This is a genomic window from Methylobacterium tardum, from assembly GCF_023546765.1.
Lineage (GTDB): Bacteria > Pseudomonadota > Alphaproteobacteria > Rhizobiales > Beijerinckiaceae > Methylobacterium > Methylobacterium tardum.
Genome location: NZ_CP097484.1, coordinates 2682586 through 2703564 on the forward strand (window position 1 = coordinate 2682586; position 20979 = coordinate 2703564).

Here is a 20979-nt window from a genome sequence, read left to right on the forward strand (position 1 = left end):
GGCCTAGCGTCCGCTCGACCCGAACCCGCCCGCGCCCCGCTCCGAGCCGGGGCCGGGCGCGCCCTCCAGCACGGTCAGCACCGGCCGGGTGATCCGGGTGAAGACGAGCTGCGCGATCCGCTCGCCCGGCTCGATCCGGACGGGCTCGGATTCGTCCCGATTCCAGGCGGAGACCATCAGCGGGCCCTCGTAATCCGCGTCGATCACCCCGGTGCCGTTGCCGAGCACCAAGCCTTCCCGGTGGCCGCGGCCCGAGCGGGGAAGATCAGCCCGCACCAGGCGGGATCGCGGATCAGCACGACGAAGCCGGCGGGGATCAGGACCGGCTTGCCCTGAGCCGGCAGGACCAGAGGCGCATCGAGGCAGGCATGCAAGTCGAGGCCTGCCGCGGCCGACGAGCCCCAGCGCGGGAAGCCCCAGCCCGGCAGGCGCGGGTCGAGCAGCCGCAGGCCGACCTCGGGCAGGTCGCTCACGCGGAGAGCCGCGCGATCGCCTGGGCCATGGCGAGCGTCCGCCGGGCCGCCTCGACATGGAGGCGCTCGACCATCTTGCCGTCCACCGCGATCACGCCGCGCTCGCGGTTCTCCGGCGCGTCGAAGACGTCCATCAGCCGCCGCGCCTGCGCGATCTCCTCGTCACCCGGCCCGAAGGCCGCGTTGGCCGGGCCGATCTGGCTCGGGTGAATCAGCATCTTGCCGTCGAAGCCGAGGTCGCGCCCCTGGACGCACTCGGCCTCGAACCCGGCCGCGTCCTTGAGGTCGGTGAAGACGCCGTCGATCGCCTCGATCTCGTAGGCCCGGGCGGCGGCCAGGACGTTCATTAGCCAGGGCATCAGCGCGGCCCGCCCGGGCGGTCGGATCCGGGAGGCCTTCAGCAGGTCATTCGGACCGATCACCAGGGCGCCGAGCCGCCCGTCCACGTCCCGGGCCGCGCCCGCGATCTCGGCGGCGTTCACCACCGCCATCGGCGTCTCGATCATCGCCCAGACCCGCGTCGCCAGCGGCGCGCCAAGGCGGCGCAGCCGGGAGCCCACGGCGATCAGCGCATCTGAGGCGCGGACCTTCGGCACCAGGATCGCGTCCGGGGCGGCCGGCGCGAGCGCGACGAGGTCGGCCTCGCCGTCCTCGGTCTCGGGCGGGTTGATGCGGACCACGACCTCGCGCTGGCCGAAGCCCCGCGCCGCGACCGCGGCGGCGACCTGCGCGCGGGCCTGAGCCTTCACTGCGGGTGCGGTGCCGTCCTCAAGGTCGATCAGGATCACGTCGGCGGGCAGCGTCCGCGCCTTTTCCAGCGCCCGGGCGTTGGAGCCGGGCATCGCCAGCACGCTGCGGCGGGGACGGATCTCGCTCATCACGCTTCTCCCGGGGCTGCGGCGCCCGCCCGGGCGCGGATAGCTTTCCGCGCCCGGGCGGGCAAGGCAGACAAGACCATCGCGGGCTCCGGGTTCCGGGCCAGAGGCGCGGCGCGGGATCGGCAGAGGGAGCGAGGATGGCGCGCTGGATCGCGGGGCTGGACGGTTGCCGGGGCGCCTGGGCGGGCGCGCTACTCGACCTCGGCGACCCGGCTCGCCACCGCTGCGCCTTGTTCCCCGACGTCGCCGCGCTCCTCGACACGCCGGAACAGCCGCTGATCGTCGGAATCGACGTGCCGATCGGATTGCCCGACCGGATTGTCGGCGGCGGACGGTCTGCCGATCGCGCCGCCCGCGCGCGCCTGGGGCCGGCGCGATCCTCGGTCTTCCCGATGCCGCCCCGGGCCGCCGTGTACGCGCCGGACTACGAATCCGCGAAGGCGGCCTCCCGCGCCGGCAGCGAGCCGCCCTACGCGCCCTCAATCCAGGGCTTCAACATCTTCCGCTACGTCCGCGCGGTGGATACGCTCCTGCGGGAGCGCCCGGAGGCGCGCGACCGGCTCCACGAGGTCCACCCGGAGGTCGCGTTCCACGCGCTCAACGGCGACCAGCCCCTCGGCCTGCCGAAGAAGGGCCGGAACGCGCAGGCGGGTCTCGCCTCGCGGCGGACACTGCTGGCTGCCGCCGGCCTGCCCGAGGCGCTGATCGCCGGCCGGGTCAAAGGCGTCCCGGAGGACGACCATCTCGACGCCCTCGCGGCCTTGATCGTCGCCCGCGACATCCTCGACGGCTGCGCCGTGCCGCTGCCGGCGCGGCCGGAGCGCGACGCGCACGGGCTCCCGGTGGTGATCTGGGCGCCGGCCTCACGGGCGGACGATCGAACCCCGCCGGAACGGTGATCATTTGCACCGAACCGGTGTTCATCGCGAACCGCGCGCTCTAGCTCAGCCGCCATGAGCGCAGAAACCCCGCTTCCGATCCGTCATATTGCCCGGGCGATCGTCCTCGATCCGCAGGACCGGATCCTGCTGATCGCCTACACGTCCGTCCACGCCAAGGGGCCGGACGGGGCGCCGCTCCGGTTCTGGTTCATGCCCGGCGGCGGTCTGGAGCCCGGCGAAGACCACGTCACCGCCTGCCGGCGCGAGCTCGAGGAGGAGATCGGCCGCGCCGACGCGACCATCGGCCCGCAGGTCGCCGTCTGCGACGGCCCGTTCCACCTGTTCCGCCAGTCGCGGGACGCACGCGAGCGCTATTTCCTCGTCCGCCTGCCCGACGACCGGGTCGATACCAGCCGCCTCGCGGAGACTGAGGACAATCCCCTGATCGGCACGCGCTGGTGGCCGCTCGATGAACTGCGCGCCAGCGGCGAGCGCGTCGAGCCCGTAGGCCTCGCCGAGCTTGCAGCCGAAGTCGCGAGCGGGACTATTCCGGTCCAGCCGCGCGTTCTGACTTGGCAGGATCCTTGAGTTCCACTCCGCGCGACGCGGAATCCTCTAACCGGAGACGATTTGATGTTCCCCATCTACCTGACCGAAGGGTACCGGTCCTTCCTGCAGGACCGCTTCCCGACGGAGCGCCGCCGCTTCGCGCAGCTCGCCTCCAGCCAGAATCCCGAGATCCTGATCATCAGCTGCTGCGACAGCCGGGTCTCGCCCAGCGCGATCTTCAATGCCGGTCCGGGCGAGCTGTTCACGATCCGCAACGTCGCCAACATCGTGCCGGTCTACCAGCCCGACGGGCAGTACCACGGCACCTCGGCAGCTCTGGAATTCGCCGTCCAGGCGTTGGAAGTGAAACACATCGTCGTGCTCGGCCACGCCACCTGCGGCGGCATCAAGGCCTACGCCAACAAGGCTAAGCCGCTCTCCCCGGGCGACTTCATCGGCAAGTGGGTCTCGCTCGTGGGGCAGGCCGAGTCCAAGGCGGGCGATCCCGACGCGCCGGACTACCTGACCAAGCTCGAACTCGCCGTCGTCAAGCAGAGCATCGAGAACCTGCTGACCTTCCCGTTCGTGAAGGAGCGGGTCGGCGACGGCCGGATCGAGCTCCACGGCGCCCATTTCGGCGTGGCCACCGGCTCGCTGCTGGTCTGCGATCCGAAGACCGGCGAGTTCAAGCCGCCCCTCGACACCGCCGGGCTGGCGGTCCGTTCGGTCGCCGCCATCGCGTGCGACTGAGCGCGACGCGGACATGAAAACGGCGGCGGGCTCGCACCCGCCGCCGATAGGCCCGGCGCGAAGCCGGGCCTTGTGCCGGATCGTGTCTTACATCGCGCCCGGCAGACGCTGGGCCATCTGGAGGTGCATCTGCAGGGCCGGCAGGGCCTGCTGGGCGTAGTTGCGCAGGGCCGGGTTCGGGCCGCCCTGGGCGTAGGCCTGGGTCATCGCGATGCTCATCTGATGCGCCTGGATCTGCTGGGTCGCGTACAGGCGATCAAAGCGCGCGCCGGCCGGGGCGGCCGACAGCTCGGACAGCATCGCCTGCTGCTCGGGGCTCGGCGGCACGATGGTGGAGGCGCCGGTGGCCATGACCTCGCCGCGACCGATCTGGCTGCCCGCCGCGGCACCGCGCGCCGCGCCCGCACCCGCGCCCTCGAGACCGCCGACAGGGCCGCCCGCTAGGGTGCCGCCGACCACGCCGGTCGCCGCGCCGACACCGGCGCCGACCGCGCTGCCCGCCACGGCGACAGGGGCGGTGATCAGGCCGCCGAGGCCCGGATCGCCGGCCGCCATGGGGCCAGTCTGGCCGCCGGCGAGGGCGACGTTGGCGGCGCGGTGGTCACGCAGGACTTCCTGGGCGTAGGAGCGGATCCGCGGGTTGCGCGACTTGGACAGCGCGATCTGCGAGGACTGGATCTCGAACGCGTTCGCCTGCATCGACTGGACGCGGAAGTCGTTGGCGCTCTGCGCGAGAGCCGGCGTCGACAGCGCCAGGACGAGCGCGGAGGCAGCAGCATAATTCTTGAGCATCGGAACCTCTTGTCAAAGTGGACGCGCGAACGGGCATGGTACGCTGCACGCGGAGATCGCAGACCTCACGCCGGCGCGTTCGCGAATTGGTGCGTCAACGAGGCCATCGGCTTATGGTTCCTGCGGTTTTTGCTTCGCGCCGGGCAGGATCTACGATGGATTGGCGGCCTCGGAGACACGTGTCACCGACCCACCAGGGTGATGGATTCCGGGCTCGCTCCCGGCGCGCCGGAATGATGGCGCGATCGTCCGATGTCGGAAGGGCAGCTCGTCGCGACCGGGCCGCGGTCGCTGCATGAGCCTCGTCGCTGTCCAGATCCTGCGCGCCGCGGCGGCGCTGATGGTCGTGTGGCACCACGCGCGGCACGAGGCCGGTCTGCTCGCCGGGCGCGGCGCCGGCCCGGCCCTCGACCCCGGCACGCTGCTGCCCTGGTGGGGCGGGGTCGACCTGTTCTTCGTGATCTCCGGCCTCGTCATCGTCCTGGCGGCCGGGCGCCTGTTCGGACAGCCGGGCGGTCGGGGGCGCTTCCTGGCGCACCGGGTTGCCCGGGTGGTGCCGCTCTACTGGCTGGTGAGCCTCGCCTATCTCGGCCTCGCCCTCGCGCGTCCGGAGCTTCTCGGCGAGACCGCCGCGCTGGCTCATGATCCCGGGGCGCTGGTCGCCGGGTTCCTGTTCTGGCCGGCGGCCCGGCCCGACGGCACCGTCCAGCCCGTCTACGGCCTGGGCTGGACCCTGAACTACGAGGCGTTCTTCTACGTCCTCTTCGCGGCCGGACTCGGCTTCGGCCGACGTGGTGCGGTGGCGTGGCTGGTCCTGGTCCTAGCGCTTCTGGTGGCCGCCGGGAGGCTGATGCCGGACCTGCCGGTGCCGCTGCGCTTCTGGGCGGACCCGATCGTGCTGGAATTCGCGGCCGGCGCCGGCCTCGCCCTCGCCTATCGCGACGGATTTCGGCCTGGGCTGCCGGCCCGCCTCGTTCTCGCGGCGCTCGGCATCCTGGGTCTTGTCCTGGCGGCCCGCTGGCTCGCCGGCCTGGACGGGGCCGACGGGTTCCTCCGCCCGCTGCTCGTCGGCGTGCCGGCGGCGCTGCTGGTGGCGGCCGCGCTCGGGCCGGAGCGCGACGCCGCGCAGGTCTCACGCCTACCGGCCGCGGTGCGGGGCCTCGTGATCCTCGGGGACGCGTCCTATGCCCTCTATCTCGTGCATCCCTTCGCGCTGCGCCTCGTCCGCGAGGCGCTGCTCCGGCTCGGCCTCGCGCCGGCCGTGCACCCCTGGGGCGGGATGGCCTTCATGCTCGCGGGCAGCGTCGCGGCCGCCCTGCTGGTCCACCGCCTCGTCGAGCGGCCGCTCACCCGGTGGGCCCGGACCCGTCTCGATCCTGGCGACGCGCAAAACCGTGTGCGCGCCGCGCCGTGCCCGGTTCCACAGAGCGGCCGCCCGGATTAGCCTCGCCCTCCGAGGAGGACGCTGCCATGAAGACGCTGCTCGTACCCGTCGCGATGCACGACGCCCTGCCCTCCGTGTTCGAGACGACCCGGCTGGCGGCTTCGCGCTTCGGCAGCCTGATCGAAGGGGTGTCCCTGCGTCCGGCGCTGGCCGAATACGTGCCGGTCGACATGGTCGGGGGCATGACGTGGCTGCGCGACGAGGAAGCCGACCGGGCCGAGGCCGAGGAGGCGGGCGGCCGCTTCGTCGCCTTCATGGATGCGGCCGGCATTCCCCGGCATGCCCGTGACGGGCTGTGCATCCCGGAGCGGGTCGCAGACGCCGGACCGCGCTTCCGCTGGCGGCAGGACGTGCCGACCGGCGACGCTTTCCTGGGCCAGTACGCGCGGCTGTTCTCGGCCACGGTGGTCGGCCGTCCGGGCACCACCGACAACGCGCCGCGCATGACCACCTTTGAGACCGCCCTGTTCGAGAGCGGCCGGCCGATCCTGCTCGCGCCGCCGACCCCGCCGGCGAGCCTCGGCGAGGCGATCCTGATCGCCTGGAACGGCTCCACCGAGACCGCCCGCGCCGTCGCCTTCGCGATGCCGTTCCTGCGGAAGGCGCAGCGGGTGCTGGTGCTCAGCGTCGAGGGCGGCATGGTGCCGGGCCCGACCGCGCAGGATCTGGCCCAGGCGCTGGCCTGCGAAGGCGTGGACGCGTCGCACCGGGCGCTGCCGGCCGGTCGGCGCGCGCCCGGCGAGACCTTCCTCACCGAGGCGCAGGCCTTCGGCTGCGACCTGCTGATCAAGGGCGCCTACACCCAGAGCCGGCTGCGCCAGATGATCTTCGGCGGTGTCACCAGCCACGTGCTCGCCCACGCCGACATGCCGGTCCTGATGGCGCATTGACGGCCTCGACCTTGAGCGGCGGCCTCCGGGATAACAGGTCCGCGGTCGGGAACCGGGCGTGGTGCCTGACGTTCGGCTCCCGGACCTGAGCGACAAGGAGCCCGTGAGCCCCGTGAAACGCCTTCTCCTTGCCGCCGTGCTGGCCTTGGCCGCCACGACTGCCGTCCGGGCCGAGCCGATTTCGCCCCGGTTCCGCGGCACTATCATCCGGGCTGAGACTGACCGTCTGGAGATCCGGCGGTCCAGCGGCAGCACCCTGACCCTGCGGATGGGGCCGCGGACCCGGATCTACGCGGTGAACCAGTCGAGCCTGTGGTCGATCAAGCCGGAAAGTTACATCAGCGTGGTCGGTGCGCCCGGATCGGAGCCTCAGCGCGCCATGGCGGTGACGCTGTACTCGCCGTCCGAGCGGGGCTTCGAGGCGGGAAGCCAACCCTGGGATACCGCGCCCGGCGCGAGCCTGACGGCCGGCTGGGTGACCGACCTGCAGGTCGGATCGCCCCTGCGGGTGGCGCTGTCCTACACGGGCGGCCGATCCGCCTTCGAAGTCCCGCGCGACACGCCGGTCACCCAGCTGTCGCCCGGCGAGAAGGCGCTGCTCGAACCCGGCGCAGCCGTGACCATCTTCGCCCGCTCGGCCCCGGATGGATCGCTCGACGCCGGCACGATCGCGGTCGGGCGTCAGGGCGTCGTGCCGGGCCTCTGACCGGGCCGGCCCGCCGCCGCGCGTGCGCTGCGTCACCGTTCCGGCGAACGGACCGCGCGCCGCGGCCGGAGCTGCGCTACATCGGTCAGCGATGAGCGACTCGGACTTCACCCTCGACCCGCGCCTGGCCGCCGACACCGTCGAGGTCGGCGACCTCACCCTGTGCCGCGTGCTGCTGATGGATGACGCCCGGTTTCCGTGGCTGATCCTCGTGCCACGCCGTCCGGATCTCGCCGAGATCACCGATCTTTCAGAGCCGGACGCGCAGGCGCTCTGGCAGGAGACCCGCATCGCCGTCGGCGTGATGCAGGCCCTGTCCCGGCCCGACAAGGTGAATGTCGGGGCTCTCGGCAACGTCGTGGCGCAGCTTCACGTTCATGTCGTCGGGCGCTTCCGCTCGGACCCGGCCTGGCCCGGCCCGGTCTGGGGCGTCGGGACCCGCACGCCCTACCCGCTTCACGCCCGCGCGCAGCTCATCGAGCGCGCCGGCGCCCTGTTCTCCGCGGCCTGAACTCAACGCATGACCGATCCCCGCGCCACCCTCGGCTTCGTCCGGAACCGTCTCGACCGGCATTCGGCCGAGCAGCCCGAGGAAGCGGTCCCCACCCTCGACGCGCCGGAGGCGCGCCTCGTCCTGCTCTGCGGCGACCGGCTCGTCCTGCGCGGCGCGACGGCCCTTATCGATCCCGCCGACGCGGCCGGCCTGACCGACGGGATGCGGATCTTCCTGGGGCATCGGGACGGGCAGCCGGTCTTCGCCGCCGCGGCGCCGGCCGAGGCCGCGGAGCGGTTCGCCGACGACGGGGCCCGCACCCTCGACCTGCGCTCCATCGCCACCGAATCCGCCGTGGAAGCCGAGGAACTCGGGCTGCTGGCCGTGGCCAAGTCGATGCTCGACTGGCATGCCCGTCACGGCTTCTGTGCCAATTGCGGCACCGCCACCGCGGTGAAGGCCGGCGGCTTCCGGCGCGAGTGCCCGAACTGCAGCGCCCACCACTTCCCGCGGGTCGACCCGGTGGTGATCATGCTGGTGCGCCGGGGCGACGCCTGCCTGCTCGGCCGCGGTCCGCACTTCCGGCCGCACATGTATTCCTGTCTCGCGGGCTTCCTGGAGCCCGGCGAGACGATCGAGGATGCGGTCCGCCGCGAGGTGTTCGAGGAGACGCGGATCCGCGTCGGCGCGGTCACCTACCGGACCTCGCAGCCCTGGCCGTTCCCGTCGTCCCTGATGCTCGGCTGCGCCGCCGAGGCCCTCGACGGCGCCATCGTCACCGATCCGAACGAACTTGAGGATGCCCGCTGGTTCGATCGCGCCGCCGTCGCCGCGATGCTGGACGGCACCCATCCCGAGGGCATCCAGGCGCCGCCGCCCATGGCAATTGCCAATTACCTGATGCGCGCCTTCGTGGCCGGCGAGACCTGAGCCCAGCCCCCGATCGAAGGCTTCGGCGCTGCCCTCCTTGCGAGCGGAGCGGGTGGCCTTCGGCGAGAGCAGGCTCAGACCGCCACGCGATTCGGCTCTGCCTGGGCTGGAAGCGCGCCCCGCATCTCGGAGAAGGCTTCGCCCACCATCAGCAGGGCCGGCCCGTCGAGCCCCGCCGCCTCGACCCTGTCGGCGAGATCGATCGCCGTGCCGCGCAGCGCCGTCTGGTTCGGGCGCGTCGCGTTGAAGACGAGGAGCGCCGGCGTCGTAGGCGCCAGACCTTCTGCGACCGCGCGGGCGAGCAGCGCCCGCAAGGTACGCTTGGGCATGTAGACGACGGTCGTGACGCTGGGATCGGCCAACGCACCCCAGTTCAGATCGTCGGGCAGCGCCCCGCGTCGGTCGTGGCCGGTGACGAACTGGAGGCGGCGCGCGGCATCGCGGTGGGTCAGCGACACGCCGAGAGCCGCCGCGGCGCCCTGCGCGGCCGAGACACCGGGCACCACCGTCACCGGGATGCCGGCGGCGCGGCAGGCCTCGATCTCCTCGCCGGCCCGGCCGAAGACCAGCGGGTCGCCGGATTTCAGCCGCACCACCTGCTTGCCGGAGCGGGCGAGCTGCACCATCAGCGCGTTGATGTCGTCCTGCCGGCAGGACGGGCCGTGGCCGGTCTTGCCCACCAGCATGGTGCGGGCCTCGCGGCGGGCGTAGTCGAGGATCTCGGGGGCGACGAGGTCGTCGTACAGGATCATGTCGGCGTTGCGCAGCGCCCGCAGCGCCTTGAGGGTCAGCAGCTCCGCGTCACCTGGGCCGGCACCGACCAGGGTCACCGCCCCGCCCTTCGGGGCAGCCTCGGTCTCGCCGAGCAGCTCGGCGAGGTCGGTTTCGGTCGGCCTCCGGTCGGGTTCCGCGAAGGCGCGGTCGGTGAAGCGCTCCCAGAAGGCCCGGCGCTCGGCGAACCCGTGGAAACGCGCGGTGACGCCGTCCCGCCAGTCGCGGGCGGCTCCCATCCAGCGGGCGAACCCGCGAGGCAGCATCGCCTCGATCCGGGCGCGCACGGTCTGGCCGAAGACCGGGGCGGCGCCCTCCGTCGAGATGCCGACCACCAGCGGTGACCGGTTGACGATGGCGCCGAACTTCACGTCGCAGAGATGCGGCCGGTCGACTGCGTTGACGATGGCCCCGGCCCCGCGCGCCGCCGCCACGAAGGCGACGCACTCGGCCTCGTCCTCCATGGCACCGATGCAGAAGGCCGCACCCCAGAGGTCGTCGGGGCTCCAGGTGCGCTCGTGCAGCACCACCTGCCCGTCGGCGATCTCGCCCGGCACGGCGCGCAGCTCCTCGCTGGGCTCGGGGGCGTAGACGTCGACATGGGCCCCGGCCGCGGCCAGCACCTTCACCTTCCAGGGCGCGCCGCCGGAGGAGCCGGCCAGCACCACCCGCTTGCCGCGCAGGGGCACGAAGACGGGCAGCACCGCCAGCGGCTCCAGGCCAGCAGCCTTGGTCTCGCGGGGCGCGCGGGCGGCGCGCAGGGAAGTCTCGGTCACGGGCCTGTCCTGAATCGTCCTCGGTCGGTCCGGCCCGTCCGTCCCCTCATCCTGAGGTGCTGCGCAGCAGCCTCGAAGGAGGGCTCCAGGGATCGCGCGGCCGGCTGGAGGGCTCCTTCAAGGCCCGCCGACGCGGGCACCTCGGGATGAGGGGATCGGATGGGAGCACCCGGTCCGTCCTCTCCGGCGAGTGTATCAGAAAATCACGCGGCGCGGGCGGTCTGCCCGACCAGCATCTTGCGGATCTCAGGGATGCAGGAGCCGCAATTCGTGCCGGCCTTGCAGGCCGCGCCCACGGCCTCCACGGAGCCGGCGCCCCCGGCGATGGTCGCGGCGATCACGTCGGCGCCGACGCCGTGGCAGGCGCAGACCACCGGCCCCGCCGAGGCCGTCGCCGCGCGGCCCGAGAGCAGCGCCCGTCGCGCCGCGGCCTCCGGCTCCTCGGCGGCGAACAGCGCTTTCGCCGCCTCCCAGTCGGGCTGCGCCTCCGCGGGGCCGTAGGCGAGACAGGCGACGAGCCGGGAGCCGTCGTAGACGGCGCAACGGTAGCGGTCCCGGGCGTGATCGGCATACTCGGCCAGATCGCCGCCCGGGAGCGCGCCGCTCTGGATCAATCCACGGATCATCAGCGCGACGGCACGGGAGCTCGCCTCGGTGGCGAATTGCAGGCCCCAGCCGCCCGTGACCGCCGCCCGCGCCCACCACCAGCCGTCGGGCAGCGCCATCTGCTGCCGCGACAGGAGGAAGCCCCTGGCCCGGTAGGCCACCGGCGCGATGGCGACCGGGGTCGCCTTCAGCTCGGGTTGGCCGGACACCGGGTCCGGCACGCCGCGCACCAGCGCGCCGACCCGAGCCTGCGACGCGAAGGCGCCACCCCAGTGCATCGGCATGAACAGGCTGCCCGGCACCACCGTGTCGGTGACCATCACCTCCAGCTCGGCTTCGCCGTGCTCGGTGGTCAGACGGGCGATCCCGCCATCCGTGAGCCCTTGGATCGCCGCGTCGTCCGGATGCACCTCGACGAACGGGACGGCCCGGTGCGCCGACAGGCGCTGGCTCTTCCCGGTGCGGGTCATCGTGTGCCAGTGGTCGCGCACCCGACCGGTGTTCAGCACGAACGGGAACGCCTCCGAGACCGCCTGGGCGAGGCCCGGCGGCTGCACGGCCACGAAGCGGGCGCGCCGGTCGAAGGTGTAGAACCGGCCGTCGCCGAACAGGCGCGCCTTGCCCTGCGGCGCGCCCCGGAAGCCGGAGCGCTTCGGGATCGGCCATTGCACCGGCAGGGTCGCGTCGTAGGCGGCATCGCCGATGTCCGCGAGTGCGCCGAGGTCGAAGTCGCGGGTGCCGTTGTTCTCGTAGGCCGAGAGCCCGGCATGCTCCCGGAAGATCGCTGCGGCGGAATCGAACGCGAAGGCCCGGCCGTGGCCGAGGCGCCGGCCGACATCGGCCAGCACCGCCCAGTCGGGCCGCGCCTCGCCGGGGCTCTTCAGGAAGCGGCGCTGGCGCGAGATCCGGCGCTCGGAGTTGGTGACGGTGCCGTCCTTCTCGCCCCAGGCCTGGGCAGGCAGCAGCACGGTGGTCCTGGCCCGGCCCCTTGCGGTGTCGGAATCCGACACCGCCTCGGACACCACGTAGAGATCGAGGCCGGCGAGCGACTCGCGGATCGTATCAGCCCGCGGCATCGAGACCAGCGGGTTGGTGCCCATCACCCAGAGGGCCTTGATCTTGCCCCGGGCGATCGCCTCGTAGAGCGCCACCGCCTTCATGCCCTCGCCGGTGATGATCCGCGGGGCGCCCCAGTAGCGGCGCACCCGGTCCACCTCCTCGGGGGTGAAATGCATGTGGGCGGCCAGCATGTTGGCCAGTCCCCCGACCTCGCGCCCGCCCATGGCGTTGGGCTGGCCGGTCAGGGAGAACGGTCCCATCCCGGTCTCGCCGATGCGGCCGGTGATCAGGTGGCAGTTGATGATGCTGTTGCCCTTGTCGGTGCCCTGCGCCGACTGGTTCACCCCCTGCGAGAAGGCCGTGACAACCCGGCGCGTGCCGGCGAACAGGGCGTAGAAGGCCGCGATGTCGGCCTCCGGCACGCCGGTGACCGCGGCGACCGCCGCGAGATCCGGCGCGATCTGGCGGGCGCGGTCGAGGGCGCCGTCGAGGCCGGCCGTGTGGGCGTCCACGAAGGCGCGATCGCGGAAGCCGTTGTCGGACAGGTAGACGAGGAGGCCGGAGAAGAGGGCGGTGTCGGTGCCCGGCCGGATGCCGAGGAACAGGTCGGATTCCTGGGCGGTCTGTGTCCGGCGCGGGTCGATGACTACGAACTTGGTGCCGCGGCGCTCCTTGGCGTCGGCCATGCGGCGGAACAGGATCGGGTGGCACCAGGCCGTGTTCGAGCCGACCAGCACGATCAGATCGGCCTCGTCGAGATCCTCGTAGCAGCCCGGGACCGTGTCGGAGCCGAAGGCCCGGCGGTGGGCCGCGACCGCGCTCGACATGCACAGCCGCGAATTGGTGTCCACGTGCGGCGTGCCGATGAAGCCCTTCGCGAGCTTGTTGGCGACGTAGTAATCCTCGGTGAGGAGCTGGCCCGAGAGGTAGAAGGCGATCGCGTCCGGCCCGTGCTCGTCCGCCACCGCGCGGAGCTTGCCCGCGACCGTGTCGAGCGCCGCCTCCCACGAGACCTGGGCGCCGTCGACCTGCGGGTGGAGCAGGCGGTTCTCCAGCGACAGGGTCTCGCCCAAAGCCGAACCCTTCGAGCACAGGCGGCCGAAATTGGCCGGGTGCTCGGTGTCGCCCGCGATCGCGGCGCCGCCCTGCCCGTCCGGGGTCGCGAGCACGCCGCATCCGACCCCGCAATAGGGGCAGGTGGTCCGCACCGTCGGCGCCGCCACTGGCTGGGTCATGGCTGGATCCTCGCAGGGTCGTCCTGGGCGGGAGCAAGCTTCGCGCCGCCGTTCCCCTCCTCCTCGTGGGGAGGGGTTAGGGGTGGGGGTGGTGCAGAAGGCACCGCCCGAGCCCCATCCTGCGCCACCCCCACCTCCGGCTCCTCCCCACAAGGGGGAGGAGAGCAAGTTCCGGTTCAGTACACGTCGGCCTGATACCGCCCGGCCTTCTTGAGCGCGGCGAGATACGCCACCGCATCCTCGGGGCTCTTGCCACCGAACTGCGCCGCCACGTCGATGATCGCCCGCTCGACGTCCTTGGCCATGCGCTTGGCATCGCCGCAGACGTAGAAATGCGCGCCGCCCTCGAGCCACTTCCACAGCTCGGCGCCGTTCTCGCGCATCCGGTCCTGGACGTAGGTCTTCTCCGTCCCGTCCCGCGACCAGGCCAGTGACAGGCGGGTCAGCACCTTGTCGTCCTTCAGCTTGTTGAGCTCGTCCTTGTAGAAGAAGTCGCTGGCCTGACGCTGGTGGCCGTAGAACAGCCAGTTGCGGCCGGGCGCCTGCGTGGCAGCGCGCTCGCGCAGGAAGGCCCGGAACGGCGCGATGCCGGTGCCGGGGCCGCACATGATCACGTCCTTCGACAGGTCGGCCGGCAGCCCGAAGCCGTGCGCCTTCTGGAGATAGACCTTCACCTTGGTCTGCTCCGGCAGGCGCTCGCCCAGGTGGGTGGAGGCGACGCCCAGCCGCAGCCGCGAGCGGTGATTGTAGCGCACCGCGTCCACGGTCAGCGACACGCGGCCGACATCCATCTTCGGCGAGGACGAGATCGAGTAGAGCCGCGGCTGCAGCTCGTCGAGGGCCTCGAGGAAGACCTCGGCGTCGGGCCGCGCGCCCGGGAACTTGTGCAGCGCGCCGAGCACATCGAGATAGGCGGCGTCGCCGTCCGGATCCTCGCCGGAGGCGAGCGCCTGAGCCTTCTTGCGCGCCGCGCCCGAGGTGAGCAGCGACAGGAGCTGGTAGAGGTTGTCGGGCGCCGCGCCCAATGCGTAGTTGATCAGCAGGTGCTCGCGCAGGGTTTTTTCCCCGATCACCCGCTCGGGGCGGGCGCCGAGCTCCGCGATCACCGCGTCCACCAGCGCCGGGGCGTTGGCGGGGAACAGGCCGAGGGAGTCGCCGACCTCGTACTGGATCGGCGTGCCGTCCAGCCCGATCTCGATATGCCACGTCTCCTTCTCGCCGCCCGGATCGTTGAGGCGGCGGCGGGACAGGAACAGCGCCTCGACCGGGTTCTCGCGGCAATAGCCGAGCGGGCCCAGATCGGCCGCCGCCTTCGGGGCGTCGTCGTGCGCCTTCGGGGCAGCCGGGGCGCCTCCGGCGGCGCCGAACTCCTCGTCCAGCTTCTTGAGCATGCGCAGGGTCTCTTTGCCGCCGGGCTGGCAAAGGTTCAGGCGCGCCTCGTTCTTCAGGAAGATCGCGTTGGCGTAGTCGGCGCAATTGTAGCCGCACTGGCCGCAATCCTGTTGGGCCATGGCGGCCATCAGCTTCTGCGGCTCGGGCCGGTCCTTGGCCATCTCCATCCGGTCGCCGATCGGCACGGAGGGGTCGTGCCAGGGCGCATCGTCGTTGTCGGCGAGCTTCGGGCCGGTCGCCGGCGCGTCACCCGGCGCCAGCGCGGTGGCGCCCGAGACCGCAGGGCCCAGGAGGGCCGCGAAGTAGCCCGAGAGCCAGGCGCGCTGGTCCTCGTTGAAGGGCGCGGTCTCGGGGATCAGGACAAGGGAGGGCGAGACGTGCTGGGTCATGCGGCGGCCTTCAGGGCGGGCTGGTCCTCGGCGGCGTCGCGGAGCGCCTCCGCGCCGGTGCGGCTGGTGAAGGCCTGGAAGCTCTCCTCGGGCCCCTGGCGCAGGGCGAGATAGGCGCGCAGCAGCGCCTCGACGCGGGAGGGCGCGTCCTCGGCCTTCACGGCCTTCCAGATCTCGGTGCCGATCTTCGGGTTCTCGGCGAAGCCGCCGCCGACCACGACGTCGTAGCCCTCGACGGTGTCGCCCTCCTCCGAGACGACGACCTTGGCGCCGATCAGCCCGATATCGCCGATGTAGTGCTGGGCGCAGCTGTGGTGACAGCCGGTGAGGTGGACGTTCACCGGCACGTCGAGGTTCGGCAGCGCCTGCTCGATGTGGCCGGCGATGATCAGGGCGTGACCCTTGGTGTCGGAGGCCGCGAACTTGCAGCCGCGGGCGCCGGTGCAGGCCACGAGGCCGGAGCGGATGCCCGCCGCCTTCGTGGTCAGGCCGAGCGCGTCCACGCGGGCTTCGACCTCCGCAACCTTGGCGTCCGGCACGCCCGAGAAAATGAAGTTCTGCCAGACGGTGAGGCGGATCTGGCCGTCGCCGCACTCGGCCGCGATCTTGGCGAGCGCCCGGACCTGATCGCTGGTCATCTTGCCGACCGGCAGGACCACGCCGATCCAGTTGAGGCCCGGCTGCTTCTGGGCGTGAACGCCGACATGGGCGAAACGGTCGGTGGCCTTGCGCGGCGCGACGTGCTCCGGCGCGACCCGGTCGAGCTTGCGGCCGAGCTTGTCCTCGACGGCGGCGAGGTACTTGTCGAAGCCCCAGGCGTCGAGGACGTACTTCATCCGGCTCTTGTTGCGGTTGGTCCGGTCGCCGTTCTCGATGAACACCCGGATGATCGCGTCGGCCACAGCGTTGCACTGCTCGGGCTTCAGCACGATGCCGGTGTCGCGGGCGAGGTCGCGGTGGCCCGAAATGCCGCCGAGGACGAGGCGCATGTAGATGCCCGGCGGCACGGATGCGCCGTCCAGCACCTCCACCGCCTGGAAGCCGATGTCGTTGGTTTCCTCGAGCGTCGGCATCACGCCGCTGCCGTCGAAGGCGACGTTGAACTTCCGCGGCAGGCCGTAGAGCGAGCGGTCGTTCAGGATCCAGTTGTGCCAGGACTTGGCGAGCGGGCGCGTGTCCAGCAGTTCCTGCGCGTCGATGCCGGCGGTGGACGAGCCGGTGACGTTGCGGATGTTGTCGGCCCCCGCGCCCTGGGCGGTCAGCCCGATATCGGTCAGCCCGTCGAGGAAGGGCTGGGCGTGCTCGGGGCTGATCTCGCGCACCTGCAGGTTCGCCCGGGTCGTCACGTGGACATAGCCGCCGCCATGCTGGTCGGCGAGGTCGGCGACGCCCGCGAACTGCCAATGGTGCAGGATCCCGTTCGGGATCCGCATCCGGCACATGTACGAGACTTGGTTCGGTGCGACCCAGAACATCCCGTGGTAGCGCCAGCGGAAATTGTCCTCCGGCTTCGGCTGCTTGCCGGCGGCGGCCTCCTGGATCAGGCGGTTGTGGCCGTCGAACGGGTTCTCGGCGCGCTTCCACTTCTCCTGCTCGCAGAGCTTGCCGCCGTCCTTGACGGTCCGGTCCTGCGCCTTGATGTGGATCGCGTCCGGGCCGGTGGGCTCGGCAGGCGGCGCGGCCGCCCCCGCCCCGCCCGCGGCGAGGCCGCCGGTCAGCCGGACGGCGGCGATGCCGGAGGCGAAGCCTTCGAGGTAGCGCTTCTGCTCGGCCTCGAATGCGCCCGCGGCGCTCTGGGTGGTGGTCTCGGACATCCGCGCCTCCTCAAGCAGCCAGCGGCTCGGGCGCCGCGCGCCCGAACATCAAGTCGTCCACGCTCTCGATCGGATCGCCGGAGCGGATCAGCCCCTTGCAGGCGCCCTGCTCGGCGATGTCGCCGACGAACACCGCGCCGATCAGCCGGCCCTCGCGCACCAGCAGCTTGCGGTAGAGTCCGGCACCGGGATCGGAGAGCACGATCGCCTCGGCATCGTCGGGCGTATCCACGATCCCGGCCGAGAAGACCGGCAGGCCCGACACCTTCAGGCTCGTGGACAGAGCCGTTCCCCGGTACTCGGCCGGATGACCGGCGAGATGACGGGCCAGCGTCTCGGCGTGCTCGTAGGCGGGCTCGACCAGGCCGTAGATCTGGCCGCGGTGCTCGGCACACTCGCCCAGCGCGAAGATGCGCGGATCCGAGGTCGTCATCCGGTCGTCGACCGTGATGCCGCGGCCGATCGTCAGCCCGGCCGCCTGCGCCAGCGCCACCGAGGGCCGCACGCCCACCGACATCACCACCAGATCGGCCGGGAGAACGGTACCGTCGGCCAGGACGAGGCGCTCGACGCGGCCGTCCCCCTCGATCCGGTCGGTGTCGGCATTGAGCATGACCCGCACGCCGCGCGCCTCCATGGCGCGCTTCACCAGCCCGGCGGCGTGGTGATCGAGCTGGCGCTCCATCAGCCGGTCCATGACGTGGAGCAGGGTCGTGTCGACCCCGAGGCGCGCGAGCCCGACCGCGGCCTCAAGACCCAGCAAGCCGCCGCCGATGACGATGGCGCGGGCGTGCTGGACGGCGGCCTTCCGGATCGCCGCGACGTCGGCGAGGTCGCGGAAGGTGATGACGCCGGGAAGGTCCATGCCGGGCTTCGGCAGGCGGATGGGAAGGGATCCGACCGCGAGCACCAGCTTGTCGAACGGGAGGACGTGGGTCTCGCCCACGATCACCAGCCCGCTCTCCCGGTCGACCTGCGTCACCGGTGCGCCGGTGATCAGGCGAATGCCGTGAGCTGCGTACCAGTCGAGGTTGCGGAACGCGCAGGCCGCCTCGTCGACCTCGCCACCGAGCAGCGAGGAGAGCAGGACCCGGTTGTAGGCGGCAGTCGGCTCTGCGCCGATGCAGGTCACGTCGTAGCGACCGGGGGAGCCCTCGGTTAGGCGCTCCAGAAAGCGCAAGGATGCCATGCCGTTTCCGACCACGACGAGCTTCTCGCGCGGTGGACCGGTCTCGGCGCCCGTCTCATGGACGCGGGTGTGCGTAGGAGATATCGCCATCGCTCGATCGCGTGTTGGAACCTCGGATGCAGGATCGTTGGCGGACCGCCACGAAAAAGCCGCTGCCGGTCGTCTCTCGGCAGGGGGCTGCCTCAGGAGAACCGGATCAGCGGCCTCGCTGACGGCGCTGTCCGTCGCCGTTGACGGACATCAGGAAGGAAGCAGGCTTCGTGCCAAGCAGGATTGGCTCCGCCAAACCCCTCAGGGTACGGAGAAAAGTTCGATCACTGATGCGGATGGACGGTGCGCGGCTCTGCACGATGCGCTGCACAAAAAACAGGCGCGCGGCGGCTCAATCGGCAGGCGACGAGCGTGTGATGCGGTTTGGGATGCGCATCGCGGCCCGGCCTTCGCCGTGGCTCGGGCGCCTTCACGCGCGTTGCCAGTACAGGCCTGGGCGGCTTAACGGCGGCCCGGACGATACGGGCCGCATCCCGCATCACCCGCTACTGAGGTGAGGGATCGCCCAGCTGGTCAGGCGGCTTCAGATCATCGAGGACAGCATCGCCAGCAGACCCAGCGTCGGCATCACGCCGGCTGCCAGAACCCAGTACCACGCGTGGCCGATACCGGGACGGCGGTTGTCGTTGCACGCTCGGGGCGGCTTGGCGCCCCGGCAGACGTAGCGTCGAAGCTCGACCCGCATTTGCGGATGCGACGACGACGATCCAGTATCGAGTTTGCGGCATCCGGGCATGGCGGAGACACAACGGGCAACTCCACCCGACGTTCCAGCATTTGCGGGCCCGCCGTCGCACGAAAATGACGAACCTGTTCGTCTGTCTCCGGCCTCAAAGATCCGCCGCCGCGGCTCGGTAGAGGTCGGGCCTGTAAACCGTCGCGGCGGACCCTTCGAGGGCGCCCGATCTGACCTGCTGCGCGGCGCGCATCTGCGCCACCAGCCACTCGGCGTCTTCCAGGCGCGGCTCCTCGACGGAGGCACCGAAGCGCAGGAACAGGCCGGGCTCCGATCGCGCGTTGGGATCGCCCGCGAAAGCCCGTCCCACCAGAGCCGCGTCGAGGTCGAGATAGCCGCGGCGGGCGAGGCGGTGGATCAGCTCGGCGCGGTTCTCCGGATCGGCGCACCAGCGGCCGGCGCGCGCCACCGCCCGCACCAGCGGCAGGATCGCACCGTCGAGCCGCTCCGACACGGCCAGGACCTTCTCGGGGGCGTCGGGCGCGAGCGCGCCGCCTTGCACGGCGATGCGCCCGTGCCCGGCCGCGACCGCCACGTCGTTCCACGGAGCACCGGCGCAGAACCCGTCGGCGAGGCCGCGCGCCAGGGTTTCGACGCTGTATTGGGGCGGTACGACCACGGTGCGGAATGTTGCCGGGTCGAGCCCGCCGGCCTCGGCGAACAGCCGCAGCTGGTAGCTGTGGCACGAGAACGGATGGACGGTACCCAGCGTGAGCCGGCCGGCTCGGGCCCGCTCCTCCGCGGCCCGCGCGAAGGCGCGGGCGACGTCCGTCGGGTCCTCGCTCGCCGGATCCATCGCCGCCCAGAGGCCGCGCGACAGAGTGATGGCGTTGCCGTTGACGCTGAGCTGCAGCGGCACGATCAGGTCGGAGGGCGGCCCCGACAGGGCGAGCCGGCTGGCGAGCGCCAGCGGCGCCAGCATGTGGGCGCCGTCGAGGTGCCCCAGCGCCAGCCGGTCGCGCAGGGTCGCCCAGGACGGCTCGGCCGTGAGGTCGAGGTCGAGCCCCTCGGCCCGGGCAAAGCCGAGCTCGTGCGCGGCGATGAGGGGTGCGGCGTCGCAGAGCGGGACGTAGCCGAGCTGGAGCCTCATCCGAGCAGGTCCGCCGTGGTGACGATCGCCCGAGCGATGTCGGCGATCTTGCGCTTCTCGTTCATGGCCTTGCGGCGCAGCTGCTTGTACGCCTCCTCCTCGCTGAGACCTTTCAGGTTCATCAGGATGCCCTTGGCCCGCTCGATCAGCTTGCGATCGGCGAGTTCGCCCCGCGCCTCCGAGAGTTCGCGCTGGAGCCGCGCGAAGGCGTTGAAGCGCAGGATCGCGATGTCGAGGATCGATTTGATCCGTTCGGCCCGCAGCCCGTCCACCACGTAGGCCGAGATCCCCGCATCCACGGCGGCCTGCATCATGGTTGTGTCCGAGCGGTCGACGAACATCGCCACCGGCCGCTCGACTTGCCGCGAGACCCCCGACATCTGCTCCAGGATGTCCCGGCTCGGGCTCTCCAGATGGATCACCACCACGTCGGGCTTCAGCGCGGTGACGCGCTCCAGCAACTCCGCGGTGTCGGGGATGATAACGACGCGACCGACGCCGGCCGCGCGCAATCCTTCCTCCAGGATCGCCGCGCGGGCGCGGCTCGGGTCGATCACGGCGACGGTGAGGTTGGTTTCGGTCATCGGAGCCCGGTTCGGGGCGGGTCGTCTGGGCGGGGCAGCCCTGTCCGGGCTGCCTGAGCTAAGCAAGCTCTGTGCCCTCCGGATGCGGTGGCGGAAAGCCCCGTGCAGACGCATCCCGTCCTGAATCGGAGAGCTGGTTGAGGCGATATCAGCTCTGTCATCCTGGAGTTGCGCAGCGGAGCGCCGGATCCAGACACGCCGAGGCGCCACGCCTCTGCACCACCTCGGTTCTGGATTGCCCGGCTCCGGGCTCGTCTGCGGCGTTCGAAAACGACGGCGCGAGTCGTCGGCCCTGGGGAAGCCCTGCCGCGCCGCAACGGTCTGCAATCGTCGCGAAAAGAAATGGTCCAGCTTCCGCCGCAATGCTGGCCGCTGTTGGAATTCGTGAAGCGGTCATGGAGATCGGTGATTCGGATGCGCAGGCCAGATCAGCCCGCCCTGACGGAAACCGGCACCGGCCGTGTCTCGATGCCGTTCCTGCCGACGCTGGCCGTCGTGGCC

General features: G+C 71.7%; 18 protein-coding genes and 1 pseudogene. 8 read left to right on the plus strand and 11 right to left on the minus strand.

Going from position 1 to position 20979, the window contains the following annotated elements; translation table 11 throughout:
* Positions 1–3: 3 nt before the first annotated feature.
* Together dut and M6G65_RS12755 are read right to left on the minus strand one after the other, a co-directional pair.
* Positions 4–473, minus strand: a pseudogene (dut, locus tag M6G65_RS12750) (dUTP diphosphatase).
* Positions 470–1351 (minus strand): HpcH/HpaI aldolase/citrate lyase family protein, encoded by an 882-nt coding sequence (locus M6G65_RS12755; protein WP_238195508.1) that lies wholly within the window; start codon positions 1349–1351, stop codon positions 470–472. The pseudogene dut and the gene M6G65_RS12755 overlap by 4 nt, the downstream one beginning before the upstream one ends.
* 137 nt (positions 1352–1488) lie before the next feature.
* On the opposite strand from M6G65_RS12755, the gene M6G65_RS12760 reads away from it, so the two are divergent.
* Genes M6G65_RS12760 through M6G65_RS12770 form a run of 3 tightly spaced genes read left to right on the plus strand, consistent with a single transcriptional unit; the run spans position 1489 to position 3531 of the window.
* Entirely contained in the window at positions 1489–2250 is a 762-nt protein-coding gene (locus M6G65_RS12760; RefSeq protein ID WP_250104009.1) for a DUF429 domain-containing protein, read from the plus strand.
* A 54-nt stretch (positions 2251–2304) separates the two neighbouring features.
* Complete coding sequence (locus M6G65_RS12765; protein ID WP_238195506.1) at positions 2305–2820, plus strand: NUDIX hydrolase; 516 nt, start codon at positions 2305–2307, stop codon at positions 2818–2820.
* A 45-nt stretch (positions 2821–2865) separates the two neighbouring features.
* A complete protein-coding gene (locus tag M6G65_RS12770; RefSeq protein WP_250104010.1) occupies positions 2866–3531 on the plus strand; it encodes a carbonic anhydrase in 666 nt (221 codons plus the stop codon).
* Between the two features lie 87 nt (positions 3532–3618).
* On the opposite strand, the gene M6G65_RS12775 is transcribed toward M6G65_RS12770, so the two are convergent.
* Positions 3619–4323 carry a DUF4142 domain-containing protein gene (locus M6G65_RS12775; protein ID WP_238195505.1) on the minus strand — a complete coding sequence of 235 codons (705 nt, stop codon included), beginning with the start codon at positions 4321–4323 and terminating at the stop codon, positions 3619–3621.
* Between the two features lie 295 nt (positions 4324–4618).
* Between M6G65_RS12775 and M6G65_RS12780 the strand changes: the two genes are divergently transcribed.
* The 5 genes from M6G65_RS12780 (at position 4619) to nudC (ending at position 8786) form a co-directional block, all read left to right on the plus strand.
* On the plus strand, positions 4619–5767 hold the full coding sequence (locus M6G65_RS12780) for an acyltransferase family protein (RefSeq protein ID WP_238195504.1): 1149 nt from the start codon (positions 4619–4621) through the stop codon (positions 5765–5767).
* A gap of 26 nt (positions 5768–5793) precedes the next feature.
* The gene (locus tag M6G65_RS12785) at positions 5794–6657 is read left to right on the plus strand and encodes a universal stress protein (protein WP_238195503.1); all 864 of its coding nucleotides are present in this window, start codon (positions 5794–5796) and stop codon (positions 6655–6657) included.
* 112 nt (positions 6658–6769) lie between these two features.
* Complete coding sequence (locus M6G65_RS12790; protein WP_238195502.1) at positions 6770–7363, plus strand: hypothetical protein; 594 nt, start codon at positions 6770–6772, stop codon at positions 7361–7363.
* A gap of 91 nt (positions 7364–7454) precedes the next feature.
* Positions 7455–7874 carry an HIT domain-containing protein gene (locus M6G65_RS12795; protein WP_250104011.1) on the plus strand — a complete coding sequence of 140 codons (420 nt, stop codon included), beginning with the start codon at positions 7455–7457 and terminating at the stop codon, positions 7872–7874.
* 9 nt (positions 7875–7883) lie between these two features.
* Entirely contained in the window at positions 7884–8786 is a 903-nt protein-coding gene (gene nudC, locus M6G65_RS12800; RefSeq protein ID WP_238195500.1) for an NAD(+) diphosphatase, read from the plus strand.
* 74 nt (positions 8787–8860) lie between these two features.
* On the opposite strand, the gene cysG is transcribed toward nudC, so the two are convergent.
* From cysG to M6G65_RS12840, 8 genes are all read right to left on the minus strand, one after another.
* The gene (gene cysG / locus M6G65_RS12805; RefSeq protein WP_250104012.1) at positions 8861–10333 is read right to left on the minus strand and encodes a siroheme synthase CysG; all 1473 of its coding nucleotides are present in this window, start codon (positions 10331–10333) and stop codon (positions 8861–8863) included.
* A 203-nt stretch (positions 10334–10536) separates the two neighbouring features.
* Positions 10537–13233 carry a nitrate reductase gene (locus tag M6G65_RS12810; protein ID WP_238195498.1) on the minus strand — a complete coding sequence of 899 codons (2697 nt, stop codon included), beginning with the start codon at positions 13231–13233 and terminating at the stop codon, positions 10537–10539.
* 176 nt (positions 13234–13409) lie between these two features.
* Positions 13410–15014: a sulfite reductase subunit alpha gene (locus tag M6G65_RS12815; RefSeq protein WP_238195497.1), complete on the minus strand. Its 1605-nt coding sequence runs from the start codon at positions 15012–15014 to the stop codon at positions 13410–13412.
* Positions 15011–16828 carry a NirA family protein gene (locus tag M6G65_RS12820; RefSeq protein WP_238195496.1) on the minus strand — a complete coding sequence of 606 codons (1818 nt, stop codon included), beginning with the start codon at positions 16826–16828 and terminating at the stop codon, positions 15011–15013. Before M6G65_RS12820 ends, M6G65_RS12815 begins: the two co-directional genes overlap by 4 nt.
* A gap of 10 nt (positions 16829–16838) precedes the next feature.
* Entirely contained in the window at positions 16839–18107 is a 1269-nt protein-coding gene (locus M6G65_RS12825) for an NAD(P)/FAD-dependent oxidoreductase (RefSeq protein WP_238195495.1), read from the minus strand.
* A 484-nt stretch (positions 18108–18591) separates the two neighbouring features.
* Positions 18592–18753, minus strand: a complete 162-nt coding sequence (locus M6G65_RS12830) for a hypothetical protein (RefSeq protein WP_238195494.1) — start codon at positions 18751–18753, stop codon at positions 18592–18594.
* 145 nt (positions 18754–18898) lie between these two features.
* Positions 18899–19894, minus strand: coding sequence for a CmpA/NrtA family ABC transporter substrate-binding protein (locus tag M6G65_RS12835; RefSeq protein WP_250104013.1), 996 nt, complete (start codon positions 19892–19894; stop codon positions 18899–18901).
* Positions 19891–20478: an ANTAR domain-containing response regulator gene (locus M6G65_RS12840; RefSeq protein ID WP_238195492.1), complete on the minus strand. Its 588-nt coding sequence runs from the start codon at positions 20476–20478 to the stop codon at positions 19891–19893. Before M6G65_RS12840 ends, M6G65_RS12835 begins: the two co-directional genes overlap by 4 nt.
* Positions 20479–20979 lie beyond the last annotated feature (501 nt).